The following is a 17,033-nucleotide window of genomic DNA, read 5'->3' on the forward strand; positions in this document are numbered from 1 at the left end:
TTCTTTACCTCATCACTTCATATAATTTTGGCATCGTCTCTTTTACAATACCTTCAAATTGTTTTACTTCTTCCATTGTGTTTTCTGGTGCCAAACTAATACGAATAGCGCTTGCAGCTGCTGCATGCGGCACTCCCATTGACACTAACACTCTGCTCACTTCATTTGCTTTTGAAGAACAAGCAGATTTCGTTGACACATATACACCGTGTTCTTCTAAAGCATGAACGACTACTTCTGGTTTTAAACCAACAAATGATACATTTAAAATGTGCGGTGCTGCATAGGCAAGCGACGTGTTAATCGTTACATCTTCCATCTCTTTAAAGAAACGAACAAGCTCTGCTTGTAAACTTTGCAAATGAGCTACCTTTTCTTTCACTTGTTCCATTGTCATGCGAAGTGCTTTCACCATCGCTACAATGCCAGGTAAATTCTCTGTACCAGAGCGATACTTAAGCTCTTGTTGACCACCTGATAAAATTGGATCTAATCTTACGCCATCGCGTACATAGAGAAGACCCGTTCCTTTTACACTGTGGAATTTATGTCCAGATATTGAGCAAAGATCAATATGAGAAGCATATAAATCAAGCGGTACTTTTCCTATCCCTTGCACATGATCTACATGGAATCTTATTTTCGGATGATTCGATAATAACGTTCCAATTTCAGCAACGGGCTGAATTGCTCCAGTTTCGTTGTTCACATGAATAATTGACACAAGAATCGTATCTTCACGAAGTGCTCGTTTCACATCTTCTACCGATACAACCCCATGCTCGTTAACCGGTAAATATGTTACATCAAACCCGAGTTCTTCTAATTGCTTATATGCCTCAAACACAGACGCGTGTTCAATATTTGTTGTAATGATATGTTTGCCGCGCGAACGATTCCTCATCGCTATCCCTTTAATCGCAAGGTTATTCCCTTCCGTTCCACCTGATGTGAAAATAATTTCAGAAGGTTTAACACGAAGAAGCTGCGCTGCAATCGTTCTTGATTGTGTTAATAGACGCTCTGCCTCTCCTCCAAGCGAATGAATAGAAGAAGGATTACCAAAATATTTCCCAGCAACCGTCACGTATGATTGAAGAGCTTCTGGATATGGCTTCGTCGTCGCACTATTATCAAAATAGATCATCGTTCTTCCCCTTTCAGCGCTATCACATCGTATAATCATATCATAAATACGTGTCATTACGCTAAGACTACGCAAAGGTTCCGTTTTATCTCGATTGGTGAAGACTAATAATTGGCGAGGATGCCCTCCTATTACAGTTTCACTTTATCCCGCGTTAACGGGCAATAAGACTCTCACCTCAAAATCCAGTTAGAGCAAAGAAGTTAGATGGGAGATTAACTGCCCGTAAATGCCCGATTGGTGAAGGCTAGTAATCAGTGGGGATGAATCCTCCCACCGATTACAGTTTCACTTTATTTTGAAACGAATAACCTTGCTGTATTCCGCTATTCATTATAGCAACATCGCCTGCAAAATTACATAAAAAAACAAACCCTTTTATGAAAGGGTTTGTTCATTGTCTACATATTCAGCTATTTTTTGAACAACGCCAGGTTCAAGTTGCTCTAATACTGAAGCCGCTTGTTCTAAAGCTGCATCGTATTGGTATTCACGGAATAATTTCTCAGCATAATTTAAACTTTCTGCTAGGTTTTCATCATGACTGCGGTAACGGTTACCGTACTGAATTAATTTTTCCACTAAATATGCTTGTCCAATTAACTCTTCTGTCATTTCAGCTACATCGTTCACAGTTGTATATGCTTCTTCTAAACTGCTATTTACAGCGTTCATATTTAACGGCTTCACTTCTAATTGTTCATATACAGCTTGCATTGCCATTTGCCCTCTTTTTAAATCTTCCATAATACTCTCTGGAAGACCTGGCAAATTCGACTTTTGCATAAAGCGTTTCGTTTCGAAAATAGTATTTCGCATTTCTTGTAACTTCTCACGCGCTTCAAATTCTTCTTTACGCATCGCTTGCAGCATTTCTTTATATTCTGCATGAAGTACTTTTAACGTTTCACATTGCTCATAAACCTCTTCTAGTTCCTCACGAATAATAGAGAAGGCAATATCTTGTTCAGCAACGCGTAATTGCAACATTTCAAAACGTTTCGTTAAAATGTGCATTTGCTTTTCAATTACTTTTTGAGACTCAATATCCTTATCTTGCAATTGATAGCTTTGTTTCACAAGTTGTGTTTCTGTTTTCGTTTCAATCGTTTCGATGCGCATTTCTTCTAAGTCATCATAAACAGAAAGTGTTTTTTGCTCCACATAATGTCTCGCATGTACTTCTTGTTCCAGTTGATCGTAGAACCCATCTAAACGTGTTTTTAAGTTTTCTACTTTTTCAGCCGCTTCTGTTATATGAAGCTCCTGTATATCCATTAAACATGTTTGTAGTTGTTTCGTCATATCGCGAACTTCTTTAGGGACTTCCAAATAATCTAATACATAACCTTGTCTTACCATATCATTATGTCCGTGTAATAAATCTTCCAGTTGAACTGGTAACGTCGCTTGACACTCTACCAATAAATCTGGAATTTGGTGAATAATGATTTCTAAATCTGCTAAACCTTCTTCCAAACTAATAACAATTTCTCTCGCTTTTAAATAGTCGCCATTGTTTGTTGCTTCTTCAAAGGTTTTAAATTTCTCAGATTCAGCGTCTAACATCTCTTCGATTTTCTGCTCTGCTGCTCCATACATATGTCTATGAGCAAGAACACTCTTTTTCATACTACGATATGTATCACGTAACCCTTCAATTTCCGAGCTATTTTTCTCATGGCTTTCTAACAATTGCTGTAATTCATTTAAAATGTCCGTAATACGATTATCAGCGTCATCTAAACCACTTATGGATTCGTTCATCGCATGCTTTGCTTTTCGGAAGGAGAATTGCGAGGCGAATTTTCGCGCTTGCGCTAAATCTTTGTCAGCTTTCGGAAGGGTTGTTGATACAATTTCATCCCATTCTTCACGCCATTTACCAAACAGTTCTTCTGTTTGACCCGTCATGTTTAAATCTTTTACCCGTTTTAGTTCATCTGCCACAGGTTTATCTTTTATCTCTTGTTTCCACTGCTCCAGTGCTTCAATATCTTTATATGAACGATTTCTTATCACAAGCTCTATCATGAGCAGCACTAGAATAGAGCTTACTACAATGATAACGATCGTCAGGATAGAATCCATGCAAAAAAGCCTCCTAGTTATATCTCTTTTTTTGTCCGTTCCGTTTATGAAATGGAAGGCATTATGTATAAAAAGGGAATTCCCCTATATTTAACAACTAACAATGTACTAATCATACCATGTAATGGTTTGTTTTTGACCTAGTTTTTTTTAAAATTTCATGTTTCTTTCAATGTGATTGTAATCTTTCTCAATATTCCGCCTACCTCACTACCTATCCTCAAATGATTGTAATAACAAACAATCTTTCGTATGGGATACGAAATAAATTTTCCGCATGAGTGGTGGTTCAACAGAAATTACATGTACATTTCCTTGCCTTACAGACTGCTCTACTGCCCTTTCTGGAAGTAACGTGATACCAAGGCCAGCTTTTACCATTGCAAGCATCGGTTCTGCGTAAGATGTTTCCACAGCTATAGTTGGTTTTACACCTATTTCATGAAACATGTTCATAATCATTTTCCTTACATCACATATTTCTGGATATACAATTAATTTTTCATTGTGCAGCTCTTCTATTTGAATGACTATCTTCTCTTTGTACGGATGATTAGTTGAAACGGCACAAACAATTTTCTCTTGTTGTACTTCTTTTATATACGTAGCCCCTTCTACTATTGAATCGATGAACATCGCGTCAATCTCCCGCGCTTTAAATAAATCTCTTAATACTTCCGTATGCCCGATTTGCCATTCCAATTCGAACTCATCACCTAATATATCTTTACATTCTGATATGTAATGCTCTGCTAAACTCGGTAGTATACCAATTGAAAATTTCTGGTTCTCTTGATATCCCCTCATTTCTGTTTTCACTTCATTTATTTGCTCCAAAATCGGTAGCATTCTTTTTATAAATAACTCTCCTGCCTCCGTTAACTCTACTCCTTGCGCAGAACGCTTAAGTAAAGTAACCTCTAAATCCGCTTCTAACTTTTGAATTTGTTTACTAAGCGCTGGTTGAGATATATGTAAAATCTTACTTGCCTTTGATAAACTTCGCGTATGCTTCACTTCAATAAACGATCGTACTGCCTCCAAATCCATCGTACACACCTCTAACAAAAAGTTATAACCGTTATAAGAAATCGCTATTTCCTCCTATAAACAATTACTCTTTATACTTATTTCATCAACTTACTATAACGAAATGTAAAGGGGAAAGATACTCTTGAACAAAAAACAAATGCTACTCGGATCCTTTCTATGCTTACTCGCCGTCACTGCCTGGGGATTTATGTTTCCTGTAATGGCAAATGCTCTGCAATTTATCGATCCGTTCTTCTTCACAACGATTCGCTATGGATCAGCAGCTATTATTTTTCTTATTTTGCTATTAATTACTGAAGGAAAGACTTCGCTCAGTTTAGAAAAAAGAACACTTTCTCTATTCTTTTACGGGACAGTCGGTTTCGCGGGGTATGGTTTTCTCGTTTTCTACGGACAACAACTTGCTGGACCTTCCGGAGCAATCCATGCAGCTATGATTCAATCCCTTATGCCACTGATTGCCTTATCACTGCAATGGATAACGAAAAATCGCCGCCCACAAAACTATACATTCCTTTGTATGTTCGTTGCATTACTTGGTGTTATGCTTGTCATTTCAAAAGGAAATATTCACTTATTATTTGGAGCTGCAAGCCACTTATCAACAAACATATTGATGCTATGCGGCGTTACTTGCTGGGTCATTTATACAAACGGGGGTGCTCGTTTTCAATCTTGGTCACCACTTAGGTACACGACATTAACTTGTTTATTTGGCTCCATTTCACTCATCGTTATTGTTACTTTCTTAACGTACACAAATATAGTTACTATGCCGTCACTGCGTACAGTTGTGAGCGTTCGTTTTGAGCTCTTTTATATGTCGATTATCGCAGGCGTTATCGCTGTATTTTGCTGGAATATGGGAAATCGCTATATTTCATCTATTAACGGCATATTATTTATGAATTTAGTTCCTATCCTTGCACTGATCGGTTCTATCTTTCGAGGTTATACAGTCGATAAAATTGAAATCGCTGGAGCAGCATTAACAATTATCGCGCTATTATGTAACAATTTATGGCAAAGAAAAGTAAACATAAAAATCCCCACCTCAGTTCGTTAGGTGGGGATTCTTCACATATGAACAGCTCTTGGCCATTCATGGTACATATTCGCTTTACATAATGCTTGTTCCATCCATTGCTCAATCTCTTTCGTATACATTTCTATGAAAAATGTCTCAGATGGGAAAGAATGCAGTACTTCTGATATATATTGTGGATATAAAAACGGCATATTTATCATACCTTTTAATTGCGTCATAAACATTGTAAATGATACTTTCTGAAATTCTTGTTTCATTTGTCCTTGTCTAATCATTTGTTCTATATAATATCTTTCTTTAGAAAAATAAACGGTCATCACTTCACGAATTAATGTCGTATCAAGCGAAAGCTCTCGGTAGAAGAAACGTGTTAGTTCTCTATTTTCAAATTGATATCGTAAAATCCCGCGCACCATTTGCACCATCACATCTTTAGCCGACAAATACTCTCTCTGTTCAAACGACATTTCAATCACATGAATATATCCTTCTAAAAAATCAGTAATAAGCTGTTCTAATAAACCTTGCTTCCCAGCAAAATAATATGAAATATTCGCTACATTCACATCCGCTCGCTTTGCAATGTCTCGCACCGACGTTCCATCATAACCTTTCGTATTAAACAACGATATTGCCGCATCAATTACTTTTTGTTTCGTCTGCTTCATGCGCTCACTTCCCCTCACTGAACAGCTATAGTTTAAATTTCTTGACTTTTAAGACAAATTCCTTTAATTTTCTATCGACAAAGTCATGTGAAATACATCGTATTTTGCCAATATTTTACACATCTCGATAAAAAAGGAGCTGTTTCCATGTTTACTAAAGAAAGTTATGCAGGATCTCGCGTGCAGCAATATGAGACAGTAATTAAACAACTGGATGCGTTATTAACTGGCGAATCAAACGTAGTCGCAAACTTATCAAATGCGTCCGCATTATTAAACCAATTTTTAGATCGCGTTAATTGGGTTGGCTTTTACGTAACAGAAGGAAATCAGCTTGTCCTTGGACCGTTCCAAGGAATGCCTGCTTGCGTACGCATTCCATTTGGACGAGGCGTTTGCGGCGTAGCAGCTGAAACGAAAACAACACAGCTTGTAGCAGACGTTCACCAATTCCCAGGTCACATCGCTTGCGATAGTGCTTCTAATTCAGAAATCGTTGTACCGATTGTGAAAGAAGGAGTTGTCATTGGTGTACTTGACATTGATAGTCCTGAAAAGAATCGTTTTGATGAAGTAGATCAGCGCTATTTAGAAAAGTTTGTGGAAACACTCCTAAAACATATGTAAAAAGAAAAGAGCGAGTTATCGGTTTAGTACGTCCTGTACAAAACCGATAGCTCACTCTTTTTTTATTGATTAACAGTAGATATTTTCTTTAATGCCTGCTCTAAATCAGAAGCGATATCCTCCCACGATTCTAAACCGACTGATAAGCGTATTAAATTATCGAAAATGCCCATTTCTTTTCTTAGTTCAGCTGGAATCGCAGCATGCGTCATCGTTGCTGGATGCTGAATTAACGTTTCTGTATCTCCTAAACTCACCGCAATTGTAATAAAGTGAAGATCATTAATAAACGCTTGCGTCTCTTCTTTTCCGCCTTTTACTGAAAAAGAAATAACACCGCCCCCGTGTTTCATTTGACGAGATGCTAACTCCCCTTCTGGATACCAAACACCTTCTACCGCATCATGTTTTCTTAAGAACGATACAATTTTTTCTGCATTATCACAATGACGATCCATTCTTACTGCTAACGTCTTTAACCCGCGTAATAATAACCACGCATCAAACGGCGCCATAATACCGCCGATATCCTTTCGCATCGGGCGAATCTTTTCAGCTAATGCTTTCGTTTTACAAATTGTTACGCCCGCTACAACGTCACCATGGCCTCCAATATATTTTGTCGCACTATGCACAACAGCGTCACAGCCAAGCTCAAGCGGTCTTTGTAAATAAGGTGAACAAAATGTATTATCAACAATAACAAGTAAGCCTTTTCGCTTCGCAACCCGAATCACTTGTTTTAAATCAATTAATTTCATTGTCGGATTAATTGGTGTTTCAACGAAAATAAGCTTTGTATTTGGGCGAATTTTATTTTCAATATCAACCTCTGTCTCCATATCACAAAACGAATGCGTAATCATAAATTTTTCTTCTAACACTTCTAAAAAACCGTACGTACACCCATATAATCCATTTGAACAAATAATATGATCTCCAGCCTTTAAAAAACCAATTAAAGTTGCTGAAATAGCTGCCATACCAGATCCGAAGGCAAGCGCCTCTTCTCCTCCTTCTAACACCGCCATACGTTCTTCAAATAATTTCACAGTTGGATTTCCAAGCCGTGAGTAAATATAAGATGGATCCACTCCCGCAAAACTCGCCTCTCCTTGCTGCGCAGTTTCAAATGTAAATGTAGAAGTTTGAAATAAAGGTGGTGTTAAACTTCCTTTATGTTCCTCAGGTATATAACCGTGGTGAATTAACGCTGTCTCCATATGCTTCTTTTTCATAAAAACATCCCCCTTATGTTTTTATTGCCGCATATTCATCCATAAAAATTTGATGAACGTTTTCCTTCATTTTATGTAAGCGTTTTATTTGTGTTTCTATCTCTTCTTCTATATTGTTTTAAATTCCTTCTTATATTAATTTCCAAAATTTTTATGCATAAAACAAAAACGTACTCGCTTGACGAAACTCTGGGTAAAAGATATAATAGCGTTTGTGTAAAATAAAAAGGCAGCCTTGTAATGTGAGTTTATCGTTTGTATTTTGTTCCTCTACGGAGGTGTATCTCGTAACTCCCTGCTGCTGGAGCGAAGGTACATGAAAACAAAATGCCCGTAAATATCGATTACGTCTGTTTTTATTTTACGTAAATAAAAACATTTTTAAAGGAGGAGTCAACTATGGCTCGTTATACAGGTCCAGCTTGGAAACTGTCTCGTCGTCTTGGAATCTCTCTAAGCGGCACAGGAAAAGAATTAGAAAAACGCCCTTACGCACCAGGTCCTCACGGTCCTAACCAACGTAAGAAACTTTCAGAATACGGTTTACAATTACAAGAGAAACAAAAACTTCGTCACATGTACGGCATGACTGAGCGTCAATTCCGTCGCACATTTGACCAAGCAGGTAAAATGCCTGGTAAGCACGGCGAAAACTTCATGATCCTTCTTGAAGCTCGTCTTGACAACTTAGTTTACCGTATGGGCTTAGCTCGCACTCGTCGTGCAGCTCGCCAATTAGTAAACCACGGTCACATCATGGTTGATGGCGCTCGCGTAGATATCCCATCTTACCGTGTAAAACCTGGTCAAACTATCAGCGTTCGCGAAAAATCTAACAGCCTTGTTGTTGTTAAAGAAGCGATCGAAGTTAACAACTTCGTACCAGAATACTTAACTTTCGATGCTGACAAATTAGAAGCTACTTACACTCGTCACGCTGAGCGTTCTGAGTTACCAGCTGAAATTAACGAAGCATTAATCGTAGAGTTCTACTCTCGTTAATGACAAAAGGCCAATCCTGTGGATTGGCTTTTTTCAATTCCCTCATTATTTTTATATCCTGCATAACATAAAAATCCCAATACCCTATACTCCCATCTAAAACAAAAAGAATAACCTCCCTGTTTCCATAAAGAACTCTGTTATATTATGAATTTTCACGGAATAACAATAATATTAAAGATTTTTAAACTTTATAACGAGGAGACATTGATATGGAATTCAGAAATGACATAAACAAAATAGCTAACCAAATTTTAGAACGAACAGAGTACATAACTAATGAAGAAATGACCAAGCAATCATTAATTATTCCTTTTCTTCAAAAACTAGGTTATGACGTTTTTAATCCTTTAGAAGTTAGACCTGAGTATGTTGCAGACTTCGGAACTAAGAAGGGAGAAAAAGTCGATTATGCGGTTTTTAAAAATGGGGTTCCAATTATTTTAATCGAGGCAAAATCTGTAACAGAAAATCTCCTTAAACACGATGCGCAACTATCTAGATATTTCAATGCCTTACCTGATGTCAAAGTAGGGGTACTAACTAATGGTGTAGAATACAAGTTTTATACTGATTTAACAAATGACAATGTGATGGATGAAAAACCTTTCTTCACATTCAGCATGGATAATTTAACTAATTTAGATATTGAAACGATTGAAACTTTTACAAAAGAAAATTTTGAAGCTGAAGAAATCGTAAAATATGCTGAAGAGCTTATTTATATGACCAATTTAAACTCTACAATTAAAGAACTATTTAAAAATCCTTCAGATGACTTCCTTCGTTTTCTAATTAGAGACTTTAGCTCAACTAGAATTACAAATAACGTTTTAGAGCGATTCCGACCAATCGTTAAAAAAGCAATTAATCGAACACTATTAGAAATAATCAGTGATGGTTTAACACCAAAAGAAACAAAAACATCGGAGAAAATAGAAACAAGCCTAGTTGCAGCTGCTTCTACCGAAATAATTGAAGACATTAACAAAGAAGACAAAACAGATAGAGTTTTCACTACAGAAAATGAACTAACCGCATTTAACATTGTTAAAGGGATTTTAACTGAGCATCAAAGAGATATCAATAACCTCAAATATAAAGATACCATTAGTTATTTTTGTATCATGAATCGTGTAATCACAAAATGGTTTATACGTCTCTTCCTTGATGGCGATGCAAAATCCTTAGTTGTAAGACTCGATTTAGAAGCTACTAAACAGCTATGTCCTAATTTTGTGGTTGAACAAGCCCCAAAATCACAGGGAGTGAGTAGAATTTTTATTGATAACGTTAATGACTTAAAAGATCTGGAAGCACTTATTACTTCGTGCTATGATCAAATTTTAGCTAATGTTTAAAAGAGAAAAATGTACGCTCTTTTTCCAACAACCTGACAAAAAGCCAATCCAATGGATTGGCTTTTGAAGTTTATATATAAAATAAAGTTATTTATTTTCCTCTTTTTGAACATATACATAAGCATCTTTCTGCTCTTTATGTATATCAACCTTCGAATTCTCTGCAAGTTGACCCGCGTTTAGCAAAGAAAAAATAATCAATGCTTCTAGTGACATTTCGTTTTACCACTCCTTTCTAATTGTTATACGTTTATCATACCGCTTACATGTGATTTCCGTATGAACTCGAAAAGGAGATTACAACAAAAAGGTTACAGGCATACGAATGCACGCTATAATAACCATAAAATAGGAGGTGGATTCTTTTTGACAATAAACCAAATGGTTCAACTCGGAAGTTCATTTATGTTGTTTATTACTTCAGCACTTATAAGTTGGTATCAGGGGAGTAATCTAATAGATTATCCTGATGAATGGAAATATAGCGCTAAGTTTACGAATTACTTTAAAGGTACCGTTTCAAATTACCAAGATATTTATCAAATCGATTTCTTTATATATGCGGCAAAATTTTATCCAACAGCATTTGTTGTTATGCTCATTAGCTTACTTTATATGCTCATATTAATTCTTCATATTCTATTTACAAGAAAAGATCAGGCAATCTAAATTCATACATAAAAACCCCGAATCATAGACTTTTCAGCCTACAATTCGGGGTACTATTTGTTTTATATTCGTTTCTGATTAGTAACGAATTAAGAAATATTTCTTCTTACCGCGGCGAATGATTGTGAATTTACCTTCGATGCGGTCGTTTTCTGTTACAACGTAGTCTAATGCTTGTGTACGCTCACCGTTTACGTAGATTGCGCCGTTCGTTACATCTTCACGTGCTTGACGTTTTGATGGAGAGATTTTGCTTTCTACAAGTAAGTCGATTAATACTGTATCTTCTGCAGTACGTTCTACAGATGGTACGTCTTTGAATCCTTGCTCGATTTCGCTTGCAGTCAGTTCTGCTACAGAACCGCTGAATAATGCAGCTGAAATTTTAATCGCTTGCTCTAATGCTTCTTCGCCGTGAACAAGTTTTGTCATTTCAGAACCTAACGCTTTTTGTGCTGCACGTTTTTCTGGCGCTTCAGCTACTTGCTTTTCAAGCTCAAGAATTTCTTCATGAGATAAGAATGTGAAGTATTTTAAGTATTTAACAACATCGCGGTCATCTGTGTTAATCCAGAATTGGTAGAACTCGTAAGGAGTTGTTTTCTCTGGGTCTAACCAAATTGCGCCGCCTTCTGTTTTACCAAACTTCGTACCGTCAGATTTTGTAACAAGTGGAATTGTTAAACCGAATGCTTTCGCATCTTCTTCTGATTTACGGATTAATTCAAGACCAGCTGTAATGTTCCCCCATTGGTCACTACCACCGATTTGCAGACGGCAATTATGTTGTTGGTATAAGTTTAAGAAGTCGTATGATTGTAAAATCATGTAACTGAACTCAGTGAATGAAATACCAGTTTCTAAACGAGATGCTACTGTATCTTTTGCTAACATATAGTTTAAACCGAAGTTTTTACCGATATCGCGTAAGAATGAAATTACATCTAAGCTACCAAGCCAGTCATAGTTGTTAGCCATCGTTGCTGGGTTGTCCACGTTTTCAAACTCTAAGAAGTTTGAAAGTTGGTTTTTAATGCTTTCTGTGTAGTAAGCAACTGTATCTTTCGTATTTAATGTACGTTCTGCTTTTTTACCACTCGGGTCACCGATCATACCAGTACCACCGCCAACAAGTGCGATTGGTTGGTGGCCAGCTAATTGGAAACGACGTAACATTAATACTGGTAACATATGACCAATATGTAAACTATCCGCTGTCGGGTCGAAACCACAGTATAATTTAACGCTTTCTTTTTCTAATAATTGCTCAAGGCCCTCAGCATCTGTTTGCTGATTAATTAGACCGCGAAATTCAAGATCTTGTAAAATACCCATATCCTACATACTCTCCTTTAAGTTCATTACTGGCGTGAAGGTTGAAAACATAAAAAAATCGCCCCTTCAAATAAGGGACGATTTTGATTATCGCGTTACCACCCTAGTTGCAGGCAAAAAAGCCTACCACCTTATTTACATAACGGCTTAGCACCGTCTTTTCCCTTTTGAATACAATTCAATCGAAAAAAGATGCTCTAGGGGCGTAATTCGCGATCATCTATGTGCTGATTTTCACCGGCCATCAGCTCTCTAAAACAGGGAAATGATCACTACTTCTCCCTTTCCACGCTCAATTATTCATATACTTTTCTTTATACCATCATTTATATAGGCGTGTCAAATAGAGGTCAGGTTTCCCTCCTTGCCAATCCTTTACAACGCCATAAAGAGTATCGTAATAAGAGAAAGAATTGGAACCCCAACTAATAACGATACATGAAACACAACCGATAAATCATTCCCAATGGTCGCCTCCACAGGATCTTTCGCTGGAGAACCAAGAAACCCGATTAATCGATCGAATTGACTTACCGTTTTTGGAAAGTCTGGTATTTCTACATGATCACTATCTAAATGTTGCTTTAATTTATATTCACTTTTAAAGAGATTTTCGCTCAATTTCATCCACCTCCAGCAATTGTTTCAATTTCTTTATCCCGTTATAGAGTCTCGATTTCACTGTTCCAATCGGAATGTTTAATATCTCTGCAATTTCTTTTTGCTGCATGTCATGATAATAAGAAAGGATTAGGACCGCTCTTTGCTCTTCTGGAACTTTCAAAATTGCTTCTCTTACTGTAAGCCGATCTTCGTGAGAAAATTCTTTTTCCGGAATCGGCACTAAAAATGGCAAAAGCGTACGCCACTTTTTTCTCCTATTTAACTTATTAATCATAAGACGATAACCAATTTGAAATAAATACGTTTTTATTTTACCTTTTTCAAGTTCATACATATGTTTCTTACGCTCTAGCGTCAAAAACGTATCTTGCACAAGATCGATACTTAATTGTTCATCTCGGTTAAATCGATATAAAAATGTGTATAGCGCTGGTTTGATTAAAACATATAGTCTTTCTCCCGCTTGTTTATCTCCACTTTGATACGCAAGCATGAGCTCCTCCTCAATCCCAATCTGCGCCATGATTTTTGATCTCCTTTATTCCTTTTAACGTTAATGAAATACGGGAAATTAAATATGCAATCGCAATAAAAATCCACAATTGTGATTGATTTGTAAAAAATTGCACATATGGGTTTTGAATCGTAAATCCCATTGCAACTAAAGTATTTAACGCTTGCACACATATGCATGCATACAATGCCAGACAAACAGAAATCGTATCAAATACATTCCAGCGAAAATAAACTTTTGTTTTTGTAAAATCGATTTTATTCCCTTTTTTTCGTACTATATGTTTTCTATCAAATGGAATAATGATTGAAAACATAACACCCATTATAACTCCAGCTGTAAGCATTGATACTCTATATCCAATTGGTATCGGTAAGAAAAGACCACAAGAAAATACAACTATAATCCCAATTAAAGCAAAAGTAAGAAGTAATTTATTAGACATATAAAAGCCTCCCTCATCTATTCTTTCATAAATGTATACAGACGAGGAAGGCACTTCGTTCAAATATTATTTTAGTTTTTTTATAATCTTTGCAGGATTCCCGCCAACTACTACATTATTAGGCACATCTTTCGTTACGACAGCACCAGATGCGATCACCACATTGTCTCCAATTGTTACACCTGGATTAATAATTGCTCTTCCGCCAATCCATACGTTATCGCCAATTGTAACTGGTTTTCCGTATTCTGATCCGCTTATACGCTCTACCGGATCAAGCGGGTGCGTTGCTGTATAAATGTGAACACCTGGAGCTAACATACAGTTCACTCCGATTGTTACCGGGCATACGTCTAAAATCGTACAGTCAAAGTTCGCGTAAAAATTTTCACCGACATGAATGTTATAGCCGTAATCACATCTAAAAGAAGATTCAAGATGAATATTATCTCCTGTCGTTCCGAATAATTCTTTTATGATTTCGCTACGCTCTTTCAATTGCTCTTCTGGCGTATCATTTAATTTTCTCGTTAATATACGTGCTTGCTCTCTTTCTTGTACTAAAACTGGATCAGCCGGTATATACATTTCTCCTAGTATCATCTTTTCCTTTTCTGGTTTCATTTTCCTCTCCCCTTTAACTCATATATATAAGTTTTCTTTTATTTTACATCAACAAATATCTTTTTCAACCATAACCTTTTATGTAAGCCAGTCCTTTTTATATAGTACATAATGGTTTTCCAAAAATATTTCATTGTATTTAGGGAATGAGCGTTTCACTTGTTTCTCTAATTTAAATCCTATTTTCTCCATAGACCTGCATGAATTGATATTTTTATCCCAAGCCTGTGCATGAACTTCATCCACATCTAAATTTAAAAATATATAATTATATATTAAATTTCTCGCCTCTCGATTAACACCTGTACGCCAAAACTTACGTGCAATCCGTTGAGCCTCTGCACTCACAATTAACTTTTTATTTTCATTCACAGTTGGCATAGAAATCCAATATGTCCCTATCATTTCCTTTGATTGTTTCATTATAATTGACCAAGCCATAATATCTTTCAAATTTTTATAAGTGTATAACAACTCTTTAATTTCATTACTATCTTTCGGGACTGTATTCCCCGTCCAACGATGCATATCGGCATTTTTCATTGCCTCATACCACTCGGTGTAATCTTTTTCAGGTTCTACAGAACGTAAACACACTATGTCTCCTTCTAATTTCGGTATCTTCATCTATATTAGCTCCTTTATTATTGACAAAAAAAAGGCCTGAACATTTTTCGTTCAGACCTTTCTCTCTTAATCTTCCATCGTTGATAAGTCACCTGTTGGTAAATTCAGCTCCCACGCTTTTAATACGCGGCGCATAATTTTACCACTTCTCGTTTTCGGTAATTTATCTCTAAATTCAATTTGTCGTGGCGCTGCATGAGCTGCTAGGCCTTTCTTTACAAATTGACGAATTTCTTCTTTTAATTCATCAGATGGTTCGTATCCTGCTCGAAGTGCGATAAATGCTTTAATAATTTCGCCGCGCACCGGATCAGGAATACCAATTACACCAGCTTCTGCAACAGCAGCATGCTCGATTAATTTACTTTCTACTTCAAACGGACCAACGCGCTCACCTGACGTCATAATTACATCGTCAATACGTCCTTGGAACCAGAAGTATCCATCTTCATCCATATAGGCAGAGTCGCCTGATACGTACCAATCTCCCGGCATGAAATAAGATTCATACTTTTGCTGGTTATTCCAGATCCCGCGCATCATAGATGGCCAACCTTTCGCAATTGCTAAGTTACCCATTGTGTAAGGAGGCACTTCATTTCCTTCATTATCAACAATCGCTGCTTTCACACCTGGAATTGGTTTACCCATTGAACCTGGACGAATTTCCATACAAGGGTAGTTACAAATAACTTGTCCACCTGTTTCTGTCATCCACCACGTATCATGAATACGAAGTCCAAATGCATTCATACCCCAGCGAATTACTTCTGGATTTAACGGCTCACCAACGCTTAGTACGTGACGAACTTGTGATAAGTCATATTTTTTAATTGCGTCTTGTCCAGCTCCCATTAACATACGGAACGCTGTTGGTGCACTATACCAAACTGTTACACCGTAATCTTGCAGTGCTTCATACCAAGCTTCTGGACTAAAGCGTCCACCTAAAATAACATTTGACGCTCCAACTAACCACGGTGCGAAAATACCGTAAGCTGTTCCAGTTACCCAGCCCGGGTCAGCAGTACACCAATATACATCGTCTTCTTTTAAATCTAATACCCACTTCGCCGTTTGATAGTGCTGAACCATTGCGTTTTGCGCATGAAGCACACCTTTTGGCTTACCAGTAGAGCCAGACGTGTAATGTAGAATCAAACCGTCTTCACGGCCTAACCATTCAATATGTAATTCTTTTGAAGCTTGTTCAAATAAAGGATTGAACGCTACCGTTTTACCGCCTTCTTCTACATTATCTCCAACAAGGAAAACTGTTTTTAAAGCCGGTAAATCATTTAATGGTACGCGCTCTAACAATTCAGGCGTTGTAATTAACACCTTTGCTTCGCTATCTTCTAAGCGATCGCGAACTGCGCCTTCCATAAATGCTTCAAATAGCGGTCCAACAATTGCTCCTAATTTCACTGCACCTAAAAGTGCGAAATATAACTCTGGAGAACGTGGCATAAAAATAAAAACGCGATCGCCTTTTTCTACATCGCCATAATTCTTAAGGACGTTTCCTGCTTTATTAGAAAAATCCTTCATTTCCTTAAATGTATATTTCTCTTTTCGCGATCCATCTTGATAATAAAGAGCTACTTTATTCTTTCGATCGGATTTCGCATGCTTATCAATTGCCTCATACGCCATATTTACTCGGCCTGTTTCATTCCAAGTAAAGTTTTTATTAACCTCTTCCCAGTTAAAATTCGCGTATGCCTCATCATAATTCGGCAAATTATTTTCTCCTTTAATGACAGGAAGCGTTTCTACTTTCATACTTTACATCCCCCTCCTATGTATTCTATTATCTATTATAATGACATTATTTAAAATTTTCAGTATATTTGTTGATTTTTAGACAAATTTTTAATGACAAAATTCGATTCACATCGCATATATTATAAAGTACGATATTAATAGATTCACAAACCCTCAAGGTGGTGAGCAATAC

General features: G+C 36.9%; 18 protein-coding genes and 1 other annotated feature. Of the genes, 5 read left to right on the top strand and 13 right to left on the bottom strand.

Going from position 1 to position 17,033, the window contains the following annotated elements; genetic code table 11:
• Nucleotides 1–4: 4 nt before the first annotated feature.
• The 3 genes from BAQ53_RS21995 to BAQ53_RS22005 form a co-directional block, all read right to left on the bottom strand.
• Nucleotides 5–1,147, bottom strand: coding sequence for a cysteine desulfurase family protein (locus BAQ53_RS21995; RefSeq protein ID WP_000638992.1), 1,143 nt, complete (start codon nt 1,145–1,147; stop codon nt 5–7).
• Nucleotides 1,148–1,525: 378 nt separating this feature from the next.
• Nucleotides 1,526–3,238 carry a septation ring formation regulator EzrA gene (gene ezrA, locus BAQ53_RS22000; RefSeq protein WP_000377300.1) on the bottom strand — a complete coding sequence of 571 codons (1,713 nt, stop codon included), beginning with the start codon at nt 3,236–3,238 and terminating at the stop codon, nt 1,526–1,528.
• Nucleotides 3,239–3,448: 210 nt separating this feature from the next.
• On the bottom strand, nt 3,449–4,288 hold the full coding sequence (locus tag BAQ53_RS22005) for a LysR family transcriptional regulator (RefSeq protein ID WP_000362521.1): 840 nt from the start codon (nt 4,286–4,288) through the stop codon (nt 3,449–3,451).
• A 124-nt stretch (nt 4,289–4,412) separates the two neighbouring features.
• Between BAQ53_RS22005 and BAQ53_RS22010 the strand changes: the two genes are divergently transcribed.
• Nucleotides 4,413–5,357, top strand: coding sequence for a DMT family transporter (locus tag BAQ53_RS22010; protein ID WP_208906236.1), 945 nt, complete (start codon nt 4,413–4,415; stop codon nt 5,355–5,357).
• Nucleotides 5,358–5,368: 11 nt separating this feature from the next.
• Here the strand turns inward: BAQ53_RS22010 and refZ are convergent, their stop codons facing one another.
• Nucleotides 5,369–6,007 carry a forespore capture DNA-binding protein RefZ gene (gene refZ / locus BAQ53_RS22015; RefSeq protein ID WP_000814921.1) on the bottom strand — a complete coding sequence of 213 codons (639 nt, stop codon included), beginning with the start codon at nt 6,005–6,007 and terminating at the stop codon, nt 5,369–5,371.
• Nucleotides 6,008–6,154: 147 nt separating this feature from the next.
• On the opposite strand from refZ, the gene BAQ53_RS22020 reads away from it, so the two are divergent.
• Entirely contained in the window at nt 6,155–6,634 is a 480-nt protein-coding gene (locus BAQ53_RS22020; RefSeq protein ID WP_208906237.1) for a GAF domain-containing protein, read from the top strand.
• Nucleotides 6,635–6,696: 62 nt separating this feature from the next.
• Here BAQ53_RS22020 and megL read toward each other — a convergent pair whose 3' ends face one another.
• Nucleotides 6,697–7,872: a methionine gamma-lyase gene (megL, locus tag BAQ53_RS22025; protein ID WP_000726559.1), complete on the bottom strand. Its 1,176-nt coding sequence runs from the start codon at nt 7,870–7,872 to the stop codon at nt 6,697–6,699.
• A gap of 399 nt (nt 7,873–8,271) precedes the next feature.
• Between megL and rpsD the strand changes: the two genes are divergently transcribed.
• Both rpsD and BAQ53_RS22035 read left to right on the top strand, forming a co-directional pair.
• Complete coding sequence (gene rpsD, locus BAQ53_RS22030; RefSeq protein WP_000135317.1) at nt 8,272–8,874, top strand: 30S ribosomal protein S4; 603 nt, start codon at nt 8,272–8,274, stop codon at nt 8,872–8,874.
• 212 nt (nt 8,875–9,086) lie between these two features.
• A complete protein-coding gene (locus tag BAQ53_RS22035; RefSeq protein ID WP_046945887.1) occupies nt 9,087–10,235 on the top strand; it encodes a type I restriction endonuclease in 1,149 nt (382 codons plus the stop codon).
• Nucleotides 10,236–10,322: 87 nt separating this feature from the next.
• Here BAQ53_RS22035 and BAQ53_RS22040 read toward each other — a convergent pair whose 3' ends face one another.
• Complete coding sequence (locus BAQ53_RS22040) at nt 10,323–10,451, bottom strand: hypothetical protein (protein WP_000050940.1); 129 nt, start codon at nt 10,449–10,451, stop codon at nt 10,323–10,325.
• 63 nt (nt 10,452–10,514) lie between these two features.
• Here BAQ53_RS22040 and BAQ53_RS22045 point away from each other — a divergent pair, with 63 nt between their 5' ends.
• Entirely contained in the window at nt 10,515–10,904 is a 390-nt protein-coding gene (locus BAQ53_RS22045; protein ID WP_081114006.1) for a YjdJ family protein, read from the top strand.
• A gap of 78 nt (nt 10,905–10,982) precedes the next feature.
• Here BAQ53_RS22045 and tyrS read toward each other — a convergent pair whose 3' ends face one another.
• From tyrS to acsA, 7 genes are all read right to left on the bottom strand, one after another.
• A complete protein-coding gene (tyrS, locus tag BAQ53_RS22050) occupies nt 10,983–12,239 on the bottom strand; it encodes a tyrosine--tRNA ligase (protein WP_000512092.1) in 1,257 nt (418 codons plus the stop codon).
• Between the two features lie 70 nt (nt 12,240–12,309).
• Nucleotides 12,310–12,537: a binding site (T-box leader), on the bottom strand.
• Between the two features lie 77 nt (nt 12,538–12,614).
• On the bottom strand, nt 12,615–12,860 hold the full coding sequence (locus BAQ53_RS22055; protein WP_001293698.1) for a hypothetical protein: 246 nt from the start codon (nt 12,858–12,860) through the stop codon (nt 12,615–12,617).
• On the bottom strand, nt 12,841–13,386 hold the full coding sequence (locus BAQ53_RS22060) for an RNA polymerase sigma factor (protein ID WP_000057202.1): 546 nt from the start codon (nt 13,384–13,386) through the stop codon (nt 12,841–12,843). Before BAQ53_RS22060 ends, BAQ53_RS22055 begins: the two co-directional genes overlap by 20 nt.
• On the bottom strand, nt 13,367–13,822 hold the full coding sequence (locus BAQ53_RS22065) for a hypothetical protein (RefSeq protein ID WP_000066443.1): 456 nt from the start codon (nt 13,820–13,822) through the stop codon (nt 13,367–13,369). Before BAQ53_RS22065 ends, BAQ53_RS22060 begins: the two co-directional genes overlap by 20 nt.
• A gap of 66 nt (nt 13,823–13,888) precedes the next feature.
• Nucleotides 13,889–14,446, bottom strand: coding sequence for a maltose acetyltransferase domain-containing protein (locus BAQ53_RS22070; protein ID WP_208906238.1), 558 nt, complete (start codon nt 14,444–14,446; stop codon nt 13,889–13,891).
• 78 nt (nt 14,447–14,524) lie between these two features.
• On the bottom strand, nt 14,525–15,073 hold the full coding sequence (locus tag BAQ53_RS22075) for a GNAT family N-acetyltransferase (protein ID WP_208906239.1): 549 nt from the start codon (nt 15,071–15,073) through the stop codon (nt 14,525–14,527).
• A 66-nt stretch (nt 15,074–15,139) separates the two neighbouring features.
• Entirely contained in the window at nt 15,140–16,858 is a 1,719-nt protein-coding gene (gene acsA / locus BAQ53_RS22080; protein WP_000862049.1) for an acetate--CoA ligase, read from the bottom strand.
• Nucleotides 16,859–17,033: the final 175 nt, after the last annotated feature.

It is taken from the genome of Bacillus sp. B25(2016b) (assembly GCF_001679765.1).
Classification (GTDB): Bacteria; Bacillota; Bacilli; order Bacillales; family Bacillaceae_G; genus Bacillus_A; species Bacillus_A thuringiensis_K.

Excerpts from the sequence above, each read along its gene's own strand:
- BAQ53_RS22065 (WP_000066443.1), bottom strand. The coding sequence starts at position 13,822 with ATGTCTAATAAATTACTTCTTACTTTTGCTTTAATTGGGATTATAGTT.
- megL (WP_000726559.1), bottom strand. The coding sequence starts at position 7,872 with ATGAAAAAGAAGCATATGGAGACAGCGTTAATTCACCACGGTTATATA.
- BAQ53_RS22040 (WP_000050940.1), bottom strand. The coding sequence starts at position 10,451 with ATGTCACTAGAAGCATTGATTATTTTTTCTTTGCTAAACGCGGGTCAA.
- acsA (WP_000862049.1), bottom strand. The coding sequence starts at position 16,858 with ATGAAAGTAGAAACGCTTCCTGTCATTAAAGGAGAAAATAATTTGCCG.
- BAQ53_RS22035 (WP_046945887.1), top strand. The coding sequence starts at position 9,087 with ATGGAATTCAGAAATGACATAAACAAAATAGCTAACCAAATTTTAGAA.
- refZ (WP_000814921.1), bottom strand. The coding sequence starts at position 6,007 with ATGAAGCAGACGAAACAAAAAGTAATTGATGCGGCAATATCGTTGTTT.
- tyrS (WP_000512092.1), bottom strand. The coding sequence starts at position 12,239 with ATGGGTATTTTACAAGATCTTGAATTTCGCGGTCTAATTAATCAGCAA.
- BAQ53_RS22045 (WP_081114006.1), top strand. The coding sequence starts at position 10,515 with ATGAACTCGAAAAGGAGATTACAACAAAAAGGTTACAGGCATACGAAT.
- BAQ53_RS21995 (WP_000638992.1), bottom strand. The coding sequence starts at position 1,147 with ATGATCTATTTTGATAATAGTGCGACGACGAAGCCATATCCAGAAGCT.
- ezrA (WP_000377300.1), bottom strand. The coding sequence starts at position 3,238 with ATGGATTCTATCCTGACGATCGTTATCATTGTAGTAAGCTCTATTCTA.
- BAQ53_RS22070 (WP_208906238.1), bottom strand. The coding sequence starts at position 14,446 with ATGAAACCAGAAAAGGAAAAGATGATACTAGGAGAAATGTATATACCG.
- BAQ53_RS22075 (WP_208906239.1), bottom strand. The coding sequence starts at position 15,073 with ATGAAGATACCGAAATTAGAAGGAGACATAGTGTGTTTACGTTCTGTA.
- BAQ53_RS22060 (WP_000057202.1), bottom strand. The coding sequence starts at position 13,386 with ATGGCGCAGATTGGGATTGAGGAGGAGCTCATGCTTGCGTATCAAAGT.
- BAQ53_RS22005 (WP_000362521.1), bottom strand. The coding sequence starts at position 4,288 with ATGGATTTGGAGGCAGTACGATCGTTTATTGAAGTGAAGCATACGCGA.
- BAQ53_RS22020 (WP_208906237.1), top strand. The coding sequence starts at position 6,155 with ATGTTTACTAAAGAAAGTTATGCAGGATCTCGCGTGCAGCAATATGAG.
- rpsD (WP_000135317.1), top strand. The coding sequence starts at position 8,272 with ATGGCTCGTTATACAGGTCCAGCTTGGAAACTGTCTCGTCGTCTTGGA.